Genomic DNA, 17,885 nt, shown 5'->3' with positions numbered 1-17,885 from the left:
TCCATTATTTTCAATAACCTTACTCAAGGGGTTCAACCACTCACCACACCATTTTACACTCAGTAGTTTACTTTTCAAAATAATTTAGTAAACTACACCGTATAGTTTACTAAATTATTTTGAAAAGTAAACTACTGAGTGTAAAATGGTGTGGTGAGTGGTTGAACCCCTTGAGTAAGGTTATTGAAAATAATGGATAAAAAAATTACACGTTCAGAAATAAAACGTGCAGCAGTTATCTCCGCTGCGATTACAGAGTTTCGTGCTAAGGGTTTTAAGACAGCAAGCATGGATGATATTGCTAAGCGGGCTGGTGTTTCTAAGCGAACGGTGTACAACCATTTCGCCAGTAAAGAAGCCTTGTTCGGCGCGATTATGCAAGAGATGATGTCGATGCTCAGCGCGTTAGAAAGCGTGCCTTACAGTGCCGATGCGTCGCTTAAATCGCAGCTTACCTTACTTGCTAATCATGAAATTTCCTTACTAAAAGCGGAAGGATTTATCGCGACCTCAAAAGTGATTATTGCCGAAGCTATTCACTCGCCAGAATTGATAGAAGAAGCGATGCTGCAGCTGAGTAAGCAAGAGTCTCCCATGGCCAACTGGTTTGAATCAGCCATTGAAGCTGGTGTGATAAAAGCGAGCAGCGCTGAGATGTTAGTAACGCAGTTTTTAGCGGTCATTAAAGCGTTCTGTTTCTGGCCACAGTTGATACAAAACACCCCATTTCCTGATGATGCAAAAACAGCAGAGGTTGTTGATACCGCAGTAGAGATGATCATTAAACAGTACGCTGTTTAATGATCTGATAGTTTGAAGCTGGCTATCATGTGGAGCGCAGCGGAACCTAGCTAACTGTTTTCATTTCGTGAAAATTTCATATTAGGTTTTTGGTGCCAAAATATCTGTTATTTTATATTTTATTACACCAAAATTATCAGTGCTTATTCCTTGAATTAATACATTGCGAATAACAAAGCCTCTACGATATTTATTTTCATTCACGTAAATTGTCTGTAATACATCAGTACTTGTTGATTCATGTTTATTCACTATTTCGAAAATGTATTTATTGTCATTATTACCACCGTACCTTAATGCCCAACTATCAATATTTTCCGATGGAATAGTGAAAAAATTATCAGTCGCAGTTAGTTTCCAACGCCTACCTTTTCTAGTTCCTTCAACTTGAACTATTGGATACTCTGTTGCTAATCGGTCATTGTCATCCAGCAAAACACCAATACTTCCATCGTAATATTGGGGAGTCGTATAGACAATTAAATCTCCTGACTTTCCATCATTGAATTTGTATGTACCGCTCCAAATTGAATCATAGGGAAACTTTCGCCCCGTCGGAGGAATAGAAATAACGACCTCTTTGCTGGATGCAACAAACCTATTCATAATAAACAGTTCGTCACCAATACTCGCTGATAAGTAGTCATTATGAACCTGATCTATCGATGAGAAATAATCGCTCTTGATAATTTTTCTCTCAATAGGATTTTCAAGTTTTGTTGTAAAAGATGTAGTCGCGCAACCTTGCATAAAGATTGCGGCACAGATAATGGGTAAAACACGAAACATATGACTCACCTATATTATGAATAAAACCTAACGGCTTATTCACTAGCAGCTCGATAAGGCTCTTGGTTGTACTCTTATTTACCCCAACGTTATCACCGCTAAGGTATTGGTGTAAATGGTTTTTATAGATATAAGGATTGAGTTTAAGATGATTTTAGGTGGAGAAAGAGAGCCCTGAGGTTAATGTGGCTTATACATCACTTTTAATATTTTTCAATAGTCTGATATTTATAGCTTTTTAAATGGTGAAGAATGATCGATGCCTAATAAGAACATGTGCTCTTTGTGTACTATTTAATGCAGAGCCCACGGTTATATTTAATGGTTCCAATTGCCTGCGGCAGGCGTATGTGCAGATACCGCTGAGACTCGCCGCAAGTTCGTCCCTGAAGGCTCAACGAAAACATCCCTGTTTTCGACGGCCTCAGCCGTATCTACACTGGGTTGGAAAAGCGCAAACTCTCGGCATTTGAGTTTTCTATTAAAGACAAAAAGTTAGATGGTTAATCTATAGATGGCAGGTAACACCATCTTCCCCGTTGGAAATTTTGCTTTTTAAATTTCGCCGGGGCGCTGAGGGATATCCAAAAGGGGGGCAAGCGCTTTCCCCTTTTTGGTCTGGTGTGGGCGAAGCACCACGACCTTGATTTAGATTTTATCCAAGCCTAACTTTAATATTAGTGGCTCAAATTAACAGTTTTTTGCCATAGCACCATAGTGATGTTCATACTTCATAACGACGAGTTTAAACAAAAATCCCCGCATATAGCGGGGATTCAGTAGCAACGATAGCAATCGTTAACTCATAAACAACTGCATGATAATAACGATAATCAGCAGTGGGCAAACAAACTTCACATAGACAGGCCATAACTTCCAAAACAGACTGTCGACCTTAACACCATCTTGCGCTGCTATGGTGTTGATTAACTTGTTGCGACTCCAGACCCAACCGAGGAATATGGCGATACCTAAGGCGATTAACGGCTGCGCACGCTCGGTGGTTAGGGTGATCATCATGCCAAATAGGGCACTGAAGTTAAACACTACTACCATAGATAACACCGCGATTAGGGCACCGACCAATAAGGTGGCTTTATCGCGACCCAGTGAGGTCTTTTCTACTATGTAGCTAGTCGGCACTTCAACAATAGAGATAGCCGAAGTGAGGCCTGCAATGGTCATCAACATAAAGAAGATAATCGCCAAAAGATACTGGCTGACACCGCCTAGAGTATCAAAGAGCGCCGGTAATACAGTAAACACTAAGGTGTCAGAATTGAGCAAACTGCCATCTTCTGCAAATATCTGTACGCCATTGTGCTGGGCCACATACATGGCGGGGATCACCATGAGTGCGGCTAAAAACGCGACACTGGTATCGGTTAACGTGACATAGGCGGTTAGCTTGCCTAAGTCCTCTTTTTGACTTAAATAGGCACCGTAAACCATCATCGCACCGGTACCAATGGTGAGCGAGAAGAAGGTTTGCCCAAGCGCACCAACAAGTACATCGGCTTCGAAGATGCGGCTAAAATCGGGCAGCAGTAATACTTCAAGACCCTGCATGGCACCTGGTTGGGTTAATATATAAACCACACCGGCGACTAAGATAATCAGTAACATTGGCATCAATCGCTTTGACCAACGCTCGATGCCCTGTTGAACACCTTGGCGGATCACTAAAATGACCATTGCGATAAACACTAGGGTAAACACTAGATTGCGGGATAGTGAAAAGTCCATTAACCAAGCTGATATATCGGGTTGACCAGCGATTTGTGCCACAGGCGCTAGGGCAAAACTGACAAACCAACCTGACAATATACTGTAAAAAGTACAGATAAGCGTGGCGGTAATAATGGAGATAAAACCGATGGCTTTACCTATTTTTTTGCCGACTGAATTGTTAGCTATTTTAGCCATAGCGTCAGCTGGGTTGGTTTGGCCGTGGCGACCAATCATCAACTCTGCCAGTAACATCGGGTAACCAAGCAGCAAGATCAAAATTAGATACACTAATAAAAACGCGCCGCCACCATGAGTTGCTGCCTGAGTGGGAAAACCCCAAATATTGCCCACACCAACAGCGCTGCCCGCTGCAGCCATGATAAAGCCAATTCTAGAGCTGAAATGCCCCTGTTTTACAGTGCTCATAAATGATCTCGAACCAATTAAAGAGCGCGCATGATAGAGCTTTGAAAACGCAGGTCAACGCAAATAATACGCGTGGATATAACTAATGTCGGCAGTATTAATTTAAATTGTGGGTAGAAGCGATATTAATGTTTTTAAATCTAAGCTTTAACGATTTTATTTTGCGTCAGTAGCCGTTCACTACCCTAATTACGCAATTTAATCATTTTCAGTTTTAGTAGAGAAGTGCGACCGAATCCACAGATTATAGTCGCAGTAGCCAAGATAGGGGGCTTGCAGGCGTTATTTAGTCAGCAGATTGTGGTAATGGAATTTGCGTTTGGTTTTTGACCTGCTTAAGTACGAAGCTTGAGTGAACACCGGCGATTTGCTCATTGGTGGTGAGTTTATCGAGCAAGAAGACTTTAAAAGCATGCATGTCTTTAACCAACACTTTTAGCTGGTAATCGGCATCACTACCCGTCAGTAAGCAGCATTCTTGTACTTCGTCATAAGAGGCAACTTTGGCTTCAAAGCCCTCTAAAATCTCACTCGAGTGTTTCTCGAGTCGTACTTGGATATAGGCTGTGAGCGCTAAGTCAAAGTGCGCCGGGCTAAGTAAAGTGGCATAGCCGGCAATATAACCCTCCTCTTCTAATGCTTTGACTCTACGAGAGCAAGGTGAAGGAGAGAGGCCGACTTTCTCAGCTAGCTCTTGGTTAGACAACTTTCCATGTTGCTGCACGAGTTTAAGGATATGCAGATCAATTTTGTCTAATTGAAGGTCAGCCATTGGGGTTTCTCTTAAAAGTCAGATAACGTCCTAGGCAGCATACCCTTATTCTATTGAAGTTCAAGGTGTTGGGTGAAGCCATTATCCGTTTGCTGATAGTTTCTGCATCCAACTCACTCGTGTTGTTAGTAAATGCATCAGCGCAATACTGCCACCGGTGATGATACCGCCAATAACGGTTGAAGCGAGAACATCTTGTGGCCAATGCATGCCGAGCCACATGCGACTGAACCCCATTGCAATCGCCCAGCTAAAGAGTGCTATTGGCAGCAATGTTTGGCCCGCCAATAACAAGTAGAAACTGACAACTAACGCCAAGGTGACGGCAAATAGCGTGTGACCCGAGGGAAAAGAGTAACCCACCTCATGCTGCCAATGTCCCTTAATAGCAGGGCTTAAATTGATATCGGTGCGAGCGAGTTGCAGTTGCTCAACGGCAGTGCTGATCATCGCCCGTTTGTCTGTTTTATTGTGTTGATAAAAGTCATCGCTATTGAGCAGTGATTCTTGCGCTAGTAGGGCTGCATAGGGCCTTGCTTCGGCAAAAAAGGGTTTTAAAAAATGATTGAGGCTTAGGGTCGCTGCCATGCTGATGGAAACAGCGAGTACCAGCCGTAAAAATTGAGGCCTAGGGAGACTGCGATAACAAGCGATAAGAATGACAATACCCGTTGCGATCCCGTAAGGCGCTGTGCCGGTGCTGGTTATCCAATACAGCAGTTGTGCAAAGCTAGCATCGAGCTCAATGCGTGGAAATAGTGTGACTGAAAAAGCATAAAGGCTGCCAGGAATAAGGAGCAACATCGCCCATCCTATCAGTAGGAGTTTGGAACTGGTTTTAGCGTCACGCTGTGAATGGTTCAATAGGGGCCTCAATGAGCAAGATAGTGGCAGTACTCTTGTATACCAATGTTAGCCAGAGCGATGCTCTGGCTTAAGGGTTAGCACGGCAAGGTTAATGGTTAAAGGCCGGCTATGCTAGTCCAGTTGCATGAAGTGTAAATTAATCTAACTTAATCATGATTTATCAGGCTTAATCAATTTATAAAATGTTTGAAAGGCTTTTTGATCGGCACGGGTCTATTGCAGCAAATCAACTATTGAATAAGATTGAGCGCCCTAGATGTTAACTTCATTCAAATCACGTTCATTGTCTATTGCTAGCAGCGTAACAATATCACGTTGCTTGTTAGCCAGCTTCTTGTTGCTAACCGCAATAACCCGCTTTACTGCTACCGATAGCCAATACTTCACTAAGCAACTGCTTGAAATAGGTTTGCCCTCTATGCCTTGGTTAGCCGCTGGCGTAGGTGTGTTACAACTAATAGTCGTGGTCGCACTAATAATGCCCAATAAACGTTGCAGCCAGATCATGCTCTATATTTATGCTGCGCTGGCGACAGTGCCATTATGGATGTTGCTGACTCACCCTGTTTGGATTGAGGCCTTAGGTGGTTTTCCAGCGATTGGTGCAGGACAGGGATTGATTAAGTATTTGGGCATAGCAGCAGTTTCGTTATATTTAGCATCATACTATGCCGAGCATACACGGGTTAATAAGGTGGCAGTAAAATTGGTGCTGGCAGGTATTTTACTGGTGATGGTTTGGATTGGTGGGATGAAGTTTACCCAAATTGAAGCCGATGGTATCGAAGGGCTAATGAGTACTAGTCCGCTATTCAGTTGGATCTACTCACTCTTTAGCGTACTGCATGGTTCCTACTTCATTGGTGTGGTGGAGTTACTTGCTGTATTGGGTATTGCGTTAGCTAGATGGTCTGATAAAGCCTATGTTTTTGGACTCGCTGTAGCGGCATTAACCTTTGCGGCTACGCAGACCTTTGTTATTACACTGCCAGCTTATGAAACTAGCTTAGGCTTGCCGCTACTGACAGGCAGCGGGCAGTTTATTGTTAAAGACTTAGTGTTGCTTGCGGCCTGTTTTATTCTATTTGCACAGCGTAAACCAAGCTAGCATTTTCCCCTACATGCGACTCAGAATGGGCTGCAGAAAGAGAAAAGTATGACAATAAAAAAGCACCCATTAAAAGGGTGCTTTTTTGTGGAACGGCTATTGTTGAGGTTAGTCCGCTGCGTTTAGCTTAGCTTCTAATGCATCAACTTGAGCTTGCAGTGCTTCGAGCTTTTCACGGGTTTTGATTAATACATGCTGTTGTACGTCAAACTCTTCGCGGGAAACCACATCCAATTTTAGCAACTGGTTTTGCAGAACTTGCTTGCTGCGCTCTTCAAATTCGCCAGCAAACTGCTTTAATCCACTGGGTAGACTTTCGCTAAGCTGCTTGGCAACTTCTTCGATTTTCTTTGGGTTGATCATCTTTAATATCCGCTAGGGTGCCTGTTTCAGTATGGTAGTGATTGTACCTCAGGGGATAGGGATTGCCAAAAAAATCCCCATTTGATGAGAGCCTGATAAAGAAAAGGCCGACTACTTTTATAAGTGGTCGGCCATTATTTTATGACGATGCTCTACGTCTGTGGTTGAACATCTTCCTCAAATACCGGCAGTGGCTGGTGTCTTTCAGCCAAATAGGTATAGATAACAGGCAATACAAACAGGGTAAATATCGTCCCGATGGCAAGCCCAGATACAATGACCAGTCCAATATTGAAACGCGCAACGGCGCCGGCACCAACCGCAAAGAGTAGTGGTATTAAGCCGGCTATCATTGCTGCTGTGGTCATTAAGATGGGGCGCAGACGAATGGTGGCTGCGTGCTTAATGGCATCTACTTTACTGAGGCCGTTATGCAGTTGCTCCTCTTTGGCGACTTCGCACATTAAAATACCGTGCTTAGTAATAAGACCAACCAAGGTAATGAGCCCGACCTGAGTGTAGATGTTCATCGAAGACAGCCCCATCACATGGGTCCAGCCCAGTGCGATTAACGCGCCGCTAATGGCAAGTGGCACAGAGACCAATATCACCAATGGATCTCGCAGGCTTTCGAACTGGCTAGCGAGGACCAAAAAGATGATGGCGAGGGCTAACGCAAAGGTGGCATACAGCGCTGAACCTTCTGTGACGTATTGGCGTGCTTCGCCAAGGAAGTCGTAGCTATAACCTTTAGGTAACTCGTTATCACCAATGTTCTGCAAGAACGCAATCGCATCACCAATAGCAACACCTGGGGTGGCAACGCCGCCCACAGTAACCGCATTCATTTGGTTAAAGTGTGGTAGTGAGCGAGGCTCCGATATCATCTCGATGTCGACCAAGCTGGATAACGGAATCGAGCGGCCATCGGCGGCTGTAACGTAATAACTTGCCAATGATTCAGGGTTAGCACGATATTTACGTTCTACTTGAGGGATAACCTCATATGAGCGGCCATCAAGGTTGATACGGTTAACATAGCCATCACTCATCATGGTGGTTAGCGTGATACCAATATCTTGCATGGTGATGCCATAGGTGCCGGCTAAATCACGTTTGATGTGGATCTTCATGGTGCCAGAATCAAACTTAAGGTTAATTTCTGAGTAAACAAACAGCGGGCTTTGCTGCACTTTTTCAAGCACGCCACTACCAATTTGAAACAGACTCTCAAACGATGCTGAACTGGTGATCACAAACTGTATCGGTAGGCCGCCAGATGCACCCGGAAGCTCAGGCATTTGGAAAGTGGTTACCGCCATACCTGGCACGGTTTTAACTTCTGCACCGAGTATTTTTTGCATCTCTTTCTGGCTCTTATCTCGCTCACTCCAAGGCACGAGCGGTGCGATACCAAAGGCTTGGTTCGCATTCGGCACACCGACAAAGGCAAGTGATGCAGCGGCTTCGGGATGGGCGGTGATCATGTCGGTGACTATCGACATGTTGGACTGAATGTAATCCAAGTTAGCACTTGAAGGTGCCGTGCCCATCATCATGACTACGCTTTTGTCTTCGTTAGGGGCCAGCTCTGAGGGGATAAAGCTAAACATCACCGGCAGAGACGCAAATACAATCACCGCAAATGCCACGATGACAGGGCGGTGATTAAGTACCGCGGTTAACATGCGACTGTAACGATTGGTGAGACCATTAAGAAAACGCTCGACTCCACGCTCGAACCTATTGGGTTCAGAATGAGCTTTAAGGATCTTAGAGCACATCATTGGCGATAGTGTCAGCGCCACAATACCGGAGATAAATACCGCGCCTGCGAGGGTAAGTGCAAACTCTTTAAAGAGAGAACCCGTAATGCCGCCCATTAACGCGATAGGCGCATACACGGCGGCTAAGGTAATGGTCATTGAGATAACCGGCACGGCGATTTCACGGGTACCGATAATGGCCGCTCTAAACGGTGTTTCGCCAAGTTTGATATGGCGGTCGACATTCTCAACCACCACGATGGCATCATCCACCACCAAGCCAATCGCGAGCACCATGGCAAGCAGAGTCATTAGATTGAGGGTAAAGCCAAACATCAGCATGATGACGGCAACACCAATCAGTGACAGCGGAATGGTGACGATTGGAATGATCACCGCTCTGAATGAGCCCAGGAAGAGGGTAATGACGATAATCACAATCAGTGCCGCTTCGCCAATCGTCTTGATCACTTCATTGATTGATTCATCAATTGCCAGTGACGAGTCATAAAGGATACGGGCCTTCATTGATACCGGTAGATTGCGAGTAATATCTGGCATCATGCTACGCGCATCTGCCGCCACAATCAGCGGGTTAGCCGTCGGGGTGACATCTAAGCCAATAACAACCGCTTCTTGGCCATCGGCGAGCGCTCGGTAAACGTCATGGCTTTTTTCTAAGCTCACATCGGCAATATCGCCAAGGCGAATAACCAGACCGTCTTTACTGCCAACAACCAGCTTTTCGAGTTCATCAACGGTGGCAACTTGGGTGTCCGCGGTGCCATTAAACAGGGTAAAAGTATTGTTTGCTTGGCCAACGGCAGATTGATAGTTGTTAGCTTGCAGTACGTTCATAACGTTTGTGGATGATAAATTAAAGGCGCCCATGCGTGCTGGATCTAACCAGATCCGCATGGCGTACTTAATCCCGCCGTAGAGGTTTACTTTAGCAACACCATCAATGGTGAATAACTCAGGCTTTACCACACGCTCAAGATAGTCGGTGATCTGGCTTGAGTTAATTTCTTCACTGTAAAATGAGATGTATAGCACCGATGTCTGCGAGCCGGTAGACATGTCAACGGTTGGGTCTTCCGCTTCTTTAGGAAGCTGTGACCGTACCGAGTTCACCTTAGCAAGAATATCTGCCAGTGCTCCATTGGGATCGGTGTTGAGCTTCATGTAAACGGTGATTTTCGAGCTACCCAGAAAACTGTCTGAGGTCATAAAATCAACGTTATCAGCCTGAGCCAAAGCTTGCTCAAGAGGCTGAGTAATAAAGCCTTGAATAAGGTTGGAATCGGCACCGTAGTAACTGGTCGTCACAGTCACCACAGTATTGGTCATTTCAGGGTACTCTCGAACCTGCATACTGTTTAGCGAATAAAAGCCAAGCAGTAGGATTAGAAAGCTAATGGACGCAGCCAACACGGGTCTGCGTATAAATATATCAGTAAAGCGCATCGCTCTAATCTCCGCTTATAGCTGTGGCAATGTGGCGGGAGGCGTTAGAGCTTTGTCCTCGCTGACACTGATTTTGCTATTGTTACTCAAGCGAACTTGGCCTGAGGTGACTATCATGTCGCCAGGCTTGATTTCGCCGGTGATTAACGCATCGTTAATGCCACGCTCAACCACATTCACGTTGATCTGTTTAACGCGCTTAACTTGCTCACCCTCTTCGGTTTGCTCTTCAATGACATAAACCGAGTTGCCGTAAAGGGTAAAGCTGATGGCCGTTTGTGGCAGTACAATTTGCTCAACCAGTTCTGGCAATAGAATGTCGACTTTAGCAAACATTCCGCTACGCAATTTTGAATCGGTATTAGGGATTTGCGCCTGCACTTGAATCAAACCGCTTTGGTAGAAAACGGCGGGTTCAATTGCCGATATTATGCCTTCAAAGGGTTCGGTCGGATAAGCATCGACATACACATGTACCGCTTGTCCGGTGGCGATATGCGGTAGCTGGGTTTGCGGAATGGTGAAGCGTATTTTCATGGTACTGATATCTTCAAGGCGCACAATTTCACTGCCTGTTTGTAAATACTCACCTAAGTTAACGTTACGAATACCGACTAAACCTGCAAATGGCGCGCTGATCTCGCGACGCTCAATGGTCGCGCTTAAGCTTTCACTGTCAGCCACAAGTGCCAAGTATTTAGATTCGCTGTTATCAAGATCTTGTTTTGAAACTGAGTTCTGCTTATACAGTTTAGTCAGTCGCTTAAAGTCTGCTTCGGCAGCTGGCAACTGCACCTGTTTACTCCTAAGGTTGGCTTTTTCAACTTTAGAATCGAGCTCAATGAGTTTCTGTCCGGTTTCAACGCGGCTACCGTTTTCAAACTTTATGGCTGACACTACACCTGCAAGCTCATTGGAGATGGTGACCCCTTGATTGGGCTCTACAAAACCAATCGCATTAATGGTCGATTGCCAAGTGCTTGCTGCGATAGTGATAGCGGTCACTGGAGCGACTGGCTCGGGCATATTAGCAATAGCATCGGCAATTTTACCTTTTACAAACAGGTTAAATCCAATGACAGAACCAAATGCCAGTGTGGCGATAATTAACATTACCAGGGTCCATTTCTTCATGTCCTGATCGCTCCTTTAGTGAGTGGGTTTAATTGGGATTAAAATAGTTTGCCAGCAGAGCTGGCAAGCAAGGTCGATTTCATGGGGTTCATATTGGATGAGTCCGCGACGAATTGTTCGAGCGAGCGTCATGGCGGGTTCCATAGAAAGCGCGTATAAAGCGCGAGAGTGCAAAGGCTGCATAATGCCAGCGGCTTTGCCCTCTTCAAAAAGTTGACCCAGGGGTGCAAATAGCGTTAATTCGAGGTTACGGATCTCATCAGTATTGCTTTCTGGCAGGTGGGCATACTGCTCGTAGCTTAAATTAGCGGGGGAGCGCTCCTTGCCAAAACTATGCATTTTTAGCCATACACGTTTAAACCTTTGCTCTAACGTACCTAGCTGGTGATCTTCTAATATATAGGCTGCAACATGGGTTAGAACATCTTTTCTAAGCTCTAATATCAGTTCATTTTTGTCTTTAAAGTAGCGATAGATAGTGCCTGCTGCGACACCGGCTTCATTAGCGACTTGCTGCATCGACAAGCCTTGAATACCACGAGAGGCGATGATCTTTTCTGAAGCTCTTAAAATTAAATCTCGTTTGTTTGGCATAGTATTGCTTGCTAGTGAATGAACGTTCATTCACTAGTTTAGTGAACATGCATAGAATTGGCAAGAAATTAAAAAGCCTAGTTAAGATCTTTACTAAAGCTTTACTCAATAATAACTGCTATCAGCATAGGCTATGCACCACAAATAAGTGAGCGCCACTGTGGTGAGGAGAATTTACTGATCACTTCTCGTTAGAGGTTAGCTTTCTGCTATCATTCGCTTATCAATACCCCCTTTTTATTTACCTTGGTTGTTAAGTACAGATGAAGCTCAATCCCGGACAAAATGAAGCCGTCCACTATGTTAGTGGCCCTTGTTTAGTGCTTGCTGGAGCAGGCAGTGGCAAAACCAGAGTGATTATCAATAAGATTGCCTATCTGGTGGAAAAGTGTGGCTATAAGGCCCGCAATATTGCCGCTGTGACCTTTACCAATAAGGCAGCGCGCGAGATGAAAGAGCGTGTCTCAAAGTCTATGGGACGTAAAGAGGCGCGTGGGCTATGGATTTCGACGTTTCATACGCTAGGGTTAGAGATCATCAAGCGTGAGCACAAGGTGGTTGGGTTAAAGCCCGGCTTCTCGCTGTTTGATGATCAAGACACGCTATCTTTGCTGAAAGAGCTGACCCAAGATGAGCTCGATGAAGACAAAGATCTATTACGTTCGCTAGCGACGACCATCTCCAATTGGAAAGGGGACTTGGTGATCCCAGAGCAAGCAACTAAAATTGCCAAGGATGAACAGCAACAGCTATTTGCCGTGCTTTATCATCGCTATGCTCAGCACATGAAAGCGTACAATGCGCTCGATTTCGATGATTTGATCTTATTGCCGACGTTATTGCTTAGACAAAATGAAGAGGTCAGAACGCGCTGGCAGACTCGATTCAAATATATGCTGGTGGATGAGTATCAAGACACCAACACCAGCCAATATGAGATGGTTAAATTGCTAGTGGGCGAACGAGCCCGCTTTACTGTGGTAGGCGATGATGACCAATCTATCTACTCTTGGCGCGGGGCTAAACCGCAGAACCTGGTTTTACTTGGCAAAGATTTCCCCAAGCTTAAATTGATAAAACTGGAGCAAAACTACCGCTCTAGTCAGCGCATTTTGCGTGCCGCCAACATATTGATTGCCAATAACCCACATATTTATGAAAAAGCCCTGTTTAGTGAACTCGCCTACGGTGAGCCTATTAGAGTGTTAATTGCGGCAAATGAGGAACAAGAAGCCGAGCGAGTGGTAGCGGAGATGATCCGCCATAAGTTTGTTGGTCGTACCCAATATGGTGACTATGCCATCTTGTATCGCGGTAACCATCAGTCTCGCCTGCTTGAGCGAGCGCTAATGACTAACCGGATCCCCTATAAGCTTAGCGGTGGAACCTCCTTCTTCGGTCGTGCCGAGATTAAAGACATCATGGCTTATCTACGTTTAGTGGTGAACCCCGATGACGATAATGCCTTTTTGCGGATTGTTAACCTGCCTAAACGGGGTATCGGTCCGGCAACGTTAGAGCGTTTAGGTAACTTCTCTAACAAGAAGCAGATCTCGATGTTTGCCGCTATTTTTGAAGCCGATCTTAACCATGAACTACCTCCAGCGGCGATGGCATCTCTGTATCAGTTTGGCCGTTTTGTGGTTGAAATGGGAGACAGTGCCTTGCGCGGGGAGCCCGTTGAAGCGGTAAAGCAGTTGATCAGAAAGATCAATTACGAAGACTACCTCTACGAAACCAGTACCAGTGCTAAAGCGGCTGAGATGCGGATGAAGAATATTTCGGAGCTGTACCGCTGGGTAACCGAAATGCTTGAAGGTGACGACCTTGATGAGGGAATGACACTGCCTGAAGTTGTGGCTCGGTTAACATTACGCGACATGATGGAGCGCAATAGCGAAGATGAAGGTGGCGACCAAGTGCAGTTGATGACGTTGCATGCGTCAAAAGGCTTGGAGTTCCCCTATGTATTTATGGTCGGTGCTGAAGAGCGCATCTTGCCGCATCAAAGCAGTATTGATGAAGACAATGTCGATGAAGAGCGCCGCTTAGCCTACGTAGGCATCACGCGAGCGCAGAAAGAGCTATGGTTTGTTATCTGTCGTGAACGTCGTCAGTTTGGTGAAACGATACGTTGTGAACCGAGTCGTTTTTTGATGGAACTGCCGCAGGATGACTTGATTTGGGAAAATCGCAAGCCAGTGCAAAGTGCAGAGCAACTGCAGCAAAAAGGTAAGAGCAATATTGCTAACTTGAGAGACATGTTTAAGAAGTAAATGTTGATGGCGCAGCTGAACAGACTAAAGCAACTGTCGGCTGCGTTAAGCACAAACTTGTTTTTTTGAGTCATTGAGTTCAAATACTTTACCCAGTGCGATCCCTTGACCCTTTTCAAAGCCTATATCTGACAACACTTGGCAATCTGCTTTACTGGACACTCCCACTGCGAATATTTCAAGATCCAGCGCTCGAGCGGCGCTGTAATAGGCTTTTATAAGCTTGAGATACTGTTCACTTTCGAGGTGGGTGGTGTAGCTAGGGTCTAATTTTAATGACTGAATAGGCAGAAAGGTTAAGCTGCTGATGGCGCTGTGTGCACTACCGTATGCCTCTATCCCTAATTGCACATTGAGGCTGCTTAGCTTTTCAAAGGCGTTGATGTGGTTATTGGTATTCTGTACGAAGGCTTTTTCATTAAAAAATAGTGTGAGCTTACTTAGATCAAAGCAGCATTGCTTAACCTTGTTCTTTAATGCTCTAAGTGCATGTTTGTGATTTAGATGCTGGCTTGATATCGACACCTGCAGATGGAAGTCGACGCCAAACTGCTGCTCTAATGTATGAAAACCATCATTAATGATTGCCAGCAGGTAATTATCTAACTCAATGAGCATGTTGCAGTGCTCGGCAATATTATTGAGTTGCAACTGCTTCACTTTACCTAGGGTTGGATGATGCCAAAATAATCTTGGCTCAAATGCAATGACACGCTCAGTGTCGAGTTCCATTATGGGCAGATAGCTCAACTGCAAGTCGCCTTTTTCAATTGCCATCTTGAGTTCGTTTTCTAGCTCAAGCTCTTGCACTTGCAGCTTGTTGCTGCCGTGATCAAAGATCACGTAGCAGCCTTTACCCTTTGACTTAGCTTGGTACATGGCGTTGTCGGCGTTACGAAGCACTGATTCACTAGTATCAGAATGGCTCTGTCCACTCATGGCAACGCCGATGCTGGCACTTGAGTTAAGCTGCTGGTTTGCAAGTCTAAAGGGGCGGGACAGTTCTAGTAGTACCCGTTCAGCAACATCTTCAGTATCTTTCTGACTGCCAATGGAGTCTAACAAGATAACAAACTCATCACCGCCTAAGCGGGCTAGCATGTCGTTACTGCGAATGCATAGCTTAAGGCGTTTTGCGGTTTCAATAAGAAAGCGGTCGCCCTCAAGATGGCCTAGGGTGTCGTTTAGAAGCTTAAACCTGTCCATGTCAATAAACAGCACCGCGAACTTGTCGAGAGTATGACGGCGGACATGCTTAATCGATAGCGATAAACGTTCCATAAACATGGCGCGGTTAGGTAACCCTGTCAGGTTATCGTGTTTTGCATCATGTACTAGTTGACGCTCAATGCGCTTACGCTGATGGATCTCTTTTTCAAGATCATCATTAACACAAGCCAATGCTTGGGTTCGCTCATTGACCTTCTCTTCTAATTGCTCATAGCTGAGTTGCAATGACTCAGCTGAAAGCTTTTTCTCGATTGCTGTCGCGATATGTTGCGAGACAAAGGTCAGTAGATCTAAATCTTTTTCTTGGTAGTTTTGGCTGTAGCTATAACTGTATATGGTGAGCGAACCACGCACTTTTCCGTGAATAAACAGCGGTAGCCCTATCCACTGGTTTATCTCTTGGGTGTCGTTAAGTTCGGGTGCTTCACAATAGATCTCTTCTGATCGGATTAGGGCGTCAATATCACTGCGTTCGAGTAACCTAGGCTTACGATTTAATAAGATGTACTCGGTTAATCCATCACTTATGGTTCTTGGCTTTGGAGGCGGCAAATCAAATTGTGAAACAAAATAGGGGAAACTTAAAGTGTTCCGCTCTTCGTTAAGCAGTGAGACAAAGCAATTATTGATTGGGATTAGGTGGCTAATGACCCGGTGGAGCTCTTCGTAAAACTCTTGGCTATCGATATTCGATGTTGCTAGATCTGCTATTTCAAATAGCGATTGCTGTAATCGCTCCGCTCGGCGTCTTTCATAAACTTCAAGCTTTAGCTTATTATAAGCAATACTGAGCTCTTTGGTGCGAGTTTCGATAGCGAGTTCAAGTTGTTCTTGATATTGCAAACGCTCAATAACTGCAGAGATGTGGTGGCTAATGAAATTCATTAACTCGACTTCAATATCACCATAGTGGATATCGGAGTCATAGCTTTGCACCACGAGCACCCCTGTGGTGCTCTCTGCACTTTTAATGGGAACGCCTACCCATTGATGACAGTTACTGCCTCTAGGAATGATAGCCTTAGAAGCAACGAGTTGTTTATAGGTGTTGTTATCACAAACCAACGCCTGCTCTGTTTTTAGCACGTAGCCCGTTAAACCTTTATAAAGCATCTCGGAGAGATCTTCATCGGGGTAACTATCTTCTGGGTGCAGATCTTTTTCATCTGCAAAAAAGGGGATTTCAATTTTTCCGCTCACTGAATTTAAGGTAGCGATGAAGAAATTATCAGCAGGAATAAGCTTTTTGAGTGACTGATGCAGGGATGAGTAAAACTCTTCAGGTGTGCTGACGCTGGCGGCGAAGTTGGAAATATCCAACAGAGCGTTTTGGGTGATCTCTGCGCGCTTGTATTTAAGAGCCAATACTTTTAAGCGTGCAATCCTTTTGTTCAATTTCACAGTTTCAGTAGACTGCGATGTTTCTTCCCTAAACATGCGTTTCCGCCAAGTGCTATTTTTATATTGACTACGATTTAAGCTAATCAGTATAGATAACATGAAATATGTTTATATCCAAGGCTTTATTATTGTTCACGCTGCTATAAAAGCATACAAACAACTCAAATCTTGAGCAAACAAATAAAAAAAGCAAATCAAGTGTAGACGGGGGGGCGTTTTATCCATAATATATGCGGCGCTAACAAGGCAGGCACCCATAGCTCAGCTGGATAGAGCGCACCCCTCCGGAGGGTGAGGCCGAGGGTTCGAATCCTTCTGGGTGCACCAGATAGGAAACGGCAGTTTTGTTAGTAGGAAATAGTCAGTGGTGATTGTAGCTCAGTTGGTAGAGCCCCGGATTGTGATTCCGGTTGTCGTGGGTTCGAGCCCCATCAGTCACCCCATTTTCCTCGTGAAGATTTAAAAACTCGGTGATTAGCGCATCTTGGTAGTGTATCAGGATTGTGATAAGAAGCGGATCAGAGGGTGACCCTCTTTAAATATCTATTTAAGACTCGGTGATTAGCGCAGCCCGGTAGCGCATCTGGTTTGGGACCAGAGGGTCAGAGGTTCGAATCCTCTATCACCGACCACATTAATAAATAACGAGTTTACTCGGTATTTAGCAAGACAAAAGATTTTCGGATTCTTAGTAAAATAAGAGCGCAGCCCAATAGCGCATCCTGATTTGAAGCAAGAGCGGACCAGAGGGTTAGAGGTTCGAATCCTGCTTTTTACAAAATACCGACCATCTTTAAAAAGTTTACGGTGATTAGCGCAGCCCGGTAGCGCATCTGGTTTGGGACCAGAGGGTCAGAGGTTCGAATCCTCTATCACCGACCACTTTCGATAAGCCTCCTGAGAAATCAGGAGGCTTTTTTCGTTTTGGATAGGGAAATATTCGAATCCAGCAATTAACGACCGACCACTTTACTAGAAAGCCCTTCGAGAAATCGAGGGGCTTTTTTGTTGGTTACGATTAAGGTAATAGTTCGAATCCAGCTATTATGACCGACCACTTTCGATAAGCCTCCTGAGAAATCAGGAGGCTTTTTTCGTTTTGGATAGGGAAATATTCGAATCCAGCAATTAACGACCGACCACTTTACTAGAAAGCCCTT

At 44.9% G+C, this 17,885-nt stretch carries 13 protein-coding genes and 4 tRNA genes; 7 read left to right on the top strand and 10 right to left on the bottom strand.

The window, feature by feature from the left end; all coding sequences use genetic code 11:
• The first annotated feature begins 192 nt into the window (after window positions 1-192).
• Window positions 193-801 carry a TetR/AcrR family transcriptional regulator gene (locus L2755_RS20200; RefSeq protein WP_248982478.1) on the top strand — a complete coding sequence of 203 codons (609 nt, stop codon included), beginning with the start codon at window positions 193-195 and terminating at the stop codon, window positions 799-801.
• Between the two features lie 81 nt (window positions 802-882).
• On the opposite strand, the gene L2755_RS20195 is transcribed toward L2755_RS20200, so the two are convergent.
• The 4 genes from L2755_RS20195 to L2755_RS20180 all read right to left on the bottom strand — a co-directional run bounded on the left by L2755_RS20195 (window position 883) and on the right by L2755_RS20180 (window position 5,323).
• Window positions 883-1,590 (bottom strand): hypothetical protein, encoded by a 708-nt coding sequence (locus L2755_RS20195; RefSeq protein WP_248982477.1) that lies wholly within the window; start codon window positions 1,588-1,590, stop codon window positions 883-885.
• A 798-nt stretch (window positions 1,591-2,388) separates the two neighbouring features.
• The gene (locus L2755_RS20190) at window positions 2,389-3,747 is read right to left on the bottom strand and encodes a sodium-dependent transporter (protein WP_248982476.1); all 1,359 of its coding nucleotides are present in this window, start codon (window positions 3,745-3,747) and stop codon (window positions 2,389-2,391) included.
• A gap of 286 nt (window positions 3,748-4,033) precedes the next feature.
• Window positions 4,034-4,519, bottom strand: a complete 486-nt coding sequence (locus L2755_RS20185; RefSeq protein ID WP_248982475.1) for an Lrp/AsnC family transcriptional regulator — start codon at window positions 4,517-4,519, stop codon at window positions 4,034-4,036.
• Between the two features lie 81 nt (window positions 4,520-4,600).
• A complete protein-coding gene (locus L2755_RS20180) occupies window positions 4,601-5,323 on the bottom strand; it encodes a phosphatase PAP2 family protein (RefSeq protein ID WP_248982474.1) in 723 nt (240 codons plus the stop codon).
• Window positions 5,324-5,642: 319 nt separating this feature from the next.
• On the opposite strand from L2755_RS20180, the gene L2755_RS20175 reads away from it, so the two are divergent.
• Window positions 5,643-6,494 carry a DUF417 family protein gene (locus tag L2755_RS20175; protein ID WP_248982473.1) on the top strand — a complete coding sequence of 284 codons (852 nt, stop codon included), beginning with the start codon at window positions 5,643-5,645 and terminating at the stop codon, window positions 6,492-6,494.
• Between the two features lie 108 nt (window positions 6,495-6,602).
• On the opposite strand, the gene ubiK is transcribed toward L2755_RS20175, so the two are convergent.
• The 4 genes from ubiK to L2755_RS20155 form a co-directional block, all read right to left on the bottom strand.
• The gene (ubiK, locus tag L2755_RS20170) at window positions 6,603-6,857 is read right to left on the bottom strand and encodes a ubiquinone biosynthesis accessory factor UbiK (RefSeq protein ID WP_248982472.1); all 255 of its coding nucleotides are present in this window, start codon (window positions 6,855-6,857) and stop codon (window positions 6,603-6,605) included.
• Between the two features lie 152 nt (window positions 6,858-7,009).
• On the bottom strand, window positions 7,010-10,090 hold the full coding sequence (locus tag L2755_RS20165) for a multidrug efflux RND transporter permease subunit (protein ID WP_248982471.1): 3,081 nt from the start codon (window positions 10,088-10,090) through the stop codon (window positions 7,010-7,012).
• Window positions 10,091-10,105: 15 nt separating this feature from the next.
• Window positions 10,106-11,224, bottom strand: coding sequence for an efflux RND transporter periplasmic adaptor subunit (locus L2755_RS20160; RefSeq protein ID WP_248982470.1), 1,119 nt, complete (start codon window positions 11,222-11,224; stop codon window positions 10,106-10,108).
• 15 nt (window positions 11,225-11,239) lie between these two features.
• On the bottom strand, window positions 11,240-11,818 hold the full coding sequence (locus tag L2755_RS20155; RefSeq protein ID WP_248982469.1) for a TetR/AcrR family transcriptional regulator: 579 nt from the start codon (window positions 11,816-11,818) through the stop codon (window positions 11,240-11,242).
• Between the two features lie 263 nt (window positions 11,819-12,081).
• Between L2755_RS20155 and rep the strand changes: the two genes are divergently transcribed.
• Entirely contained in the window at window positions 12,082-14,094 is a 2,013-nt protein-coding gene (gene rep, locus L2755_RS20150; protein WP_248982468.1) for a DNA helicase Rep, read from the top strand.
• Between the two features lie 45 nt (window positions 14,095-14,139).
• Here rep and L2755_RS20145 read toward each other — a convergent pair whose 3' ends face one another.
• Entirely contained in the window at window positions 14,140-16,761 is a 2,622-nt protein-coding gene (locus L2755_RS20145) for a sensor domain-containing diguanylate cyclase (RefSeq protein WP_248982467.1), read from the bottom strand.
• Between the two features lie 214 nt (window positions 16,762-16,975).
• On the opposite strand from L2755_RS20145, the gene L2755_RS20140 reads away from it, so the two are divergent.
• The 4 genes from L2755_RS20140 (at window position 16,976) to L2755_RS20125 (ending at window position 17,607) form a co-directional block, all read left to right on the top strand.
• Window positions 16,976-17,052: transfer RNA gene (locus L2755_RS20140), tRNA-Arg, on the top strand.
• A 40-nt stretch (window positions 17,053-17,092) separates the two neighbouring features.
• Window positions 17,093-17,168: transfer RNA gene (locus tag L2755_RS20135), tRNA-His, on the top strand.
• A 112-nt stretch (window positions 17,169-17,280) separates the two neighbouring features.
• Window positions 17,281-17,357 (top strand) — tRNA-Pro (locus tag L2755_RS20130).
• 173 nt (window positions 17,358-17,530) lie between these two features.
• A tRNA-Pro gene (locus tag L2755_RS20125) sits at window positions 17,531-17,607 on the top strand.
• A 71-nt stretch (window positions 17,608-17,678) separates the two neighbouring features.
• Here L2755_RS20125 and L2755_RS20120 read toward each other — a convergent pair.
• A partial coding sequence (locus L2755_RS20120) for a hypothetical protein (protein ID WP_248982466.1) occupies window positions 17,679-17,885 on the bottom strand: 207 nt, incomplete at its 5' end.

It is taken from the genome of Shewanella abyssi (assembly GCF_023284025.1).
GTDB lineage: Bacteria > Pseudomonadota > Gammaproteobacteria > Enterobacterales > Shewanellaceae > Shewanella > Shewanella abyssi.
This window is presented reverse-complemented; position numbering and strand designations above follow the sequence as displayed.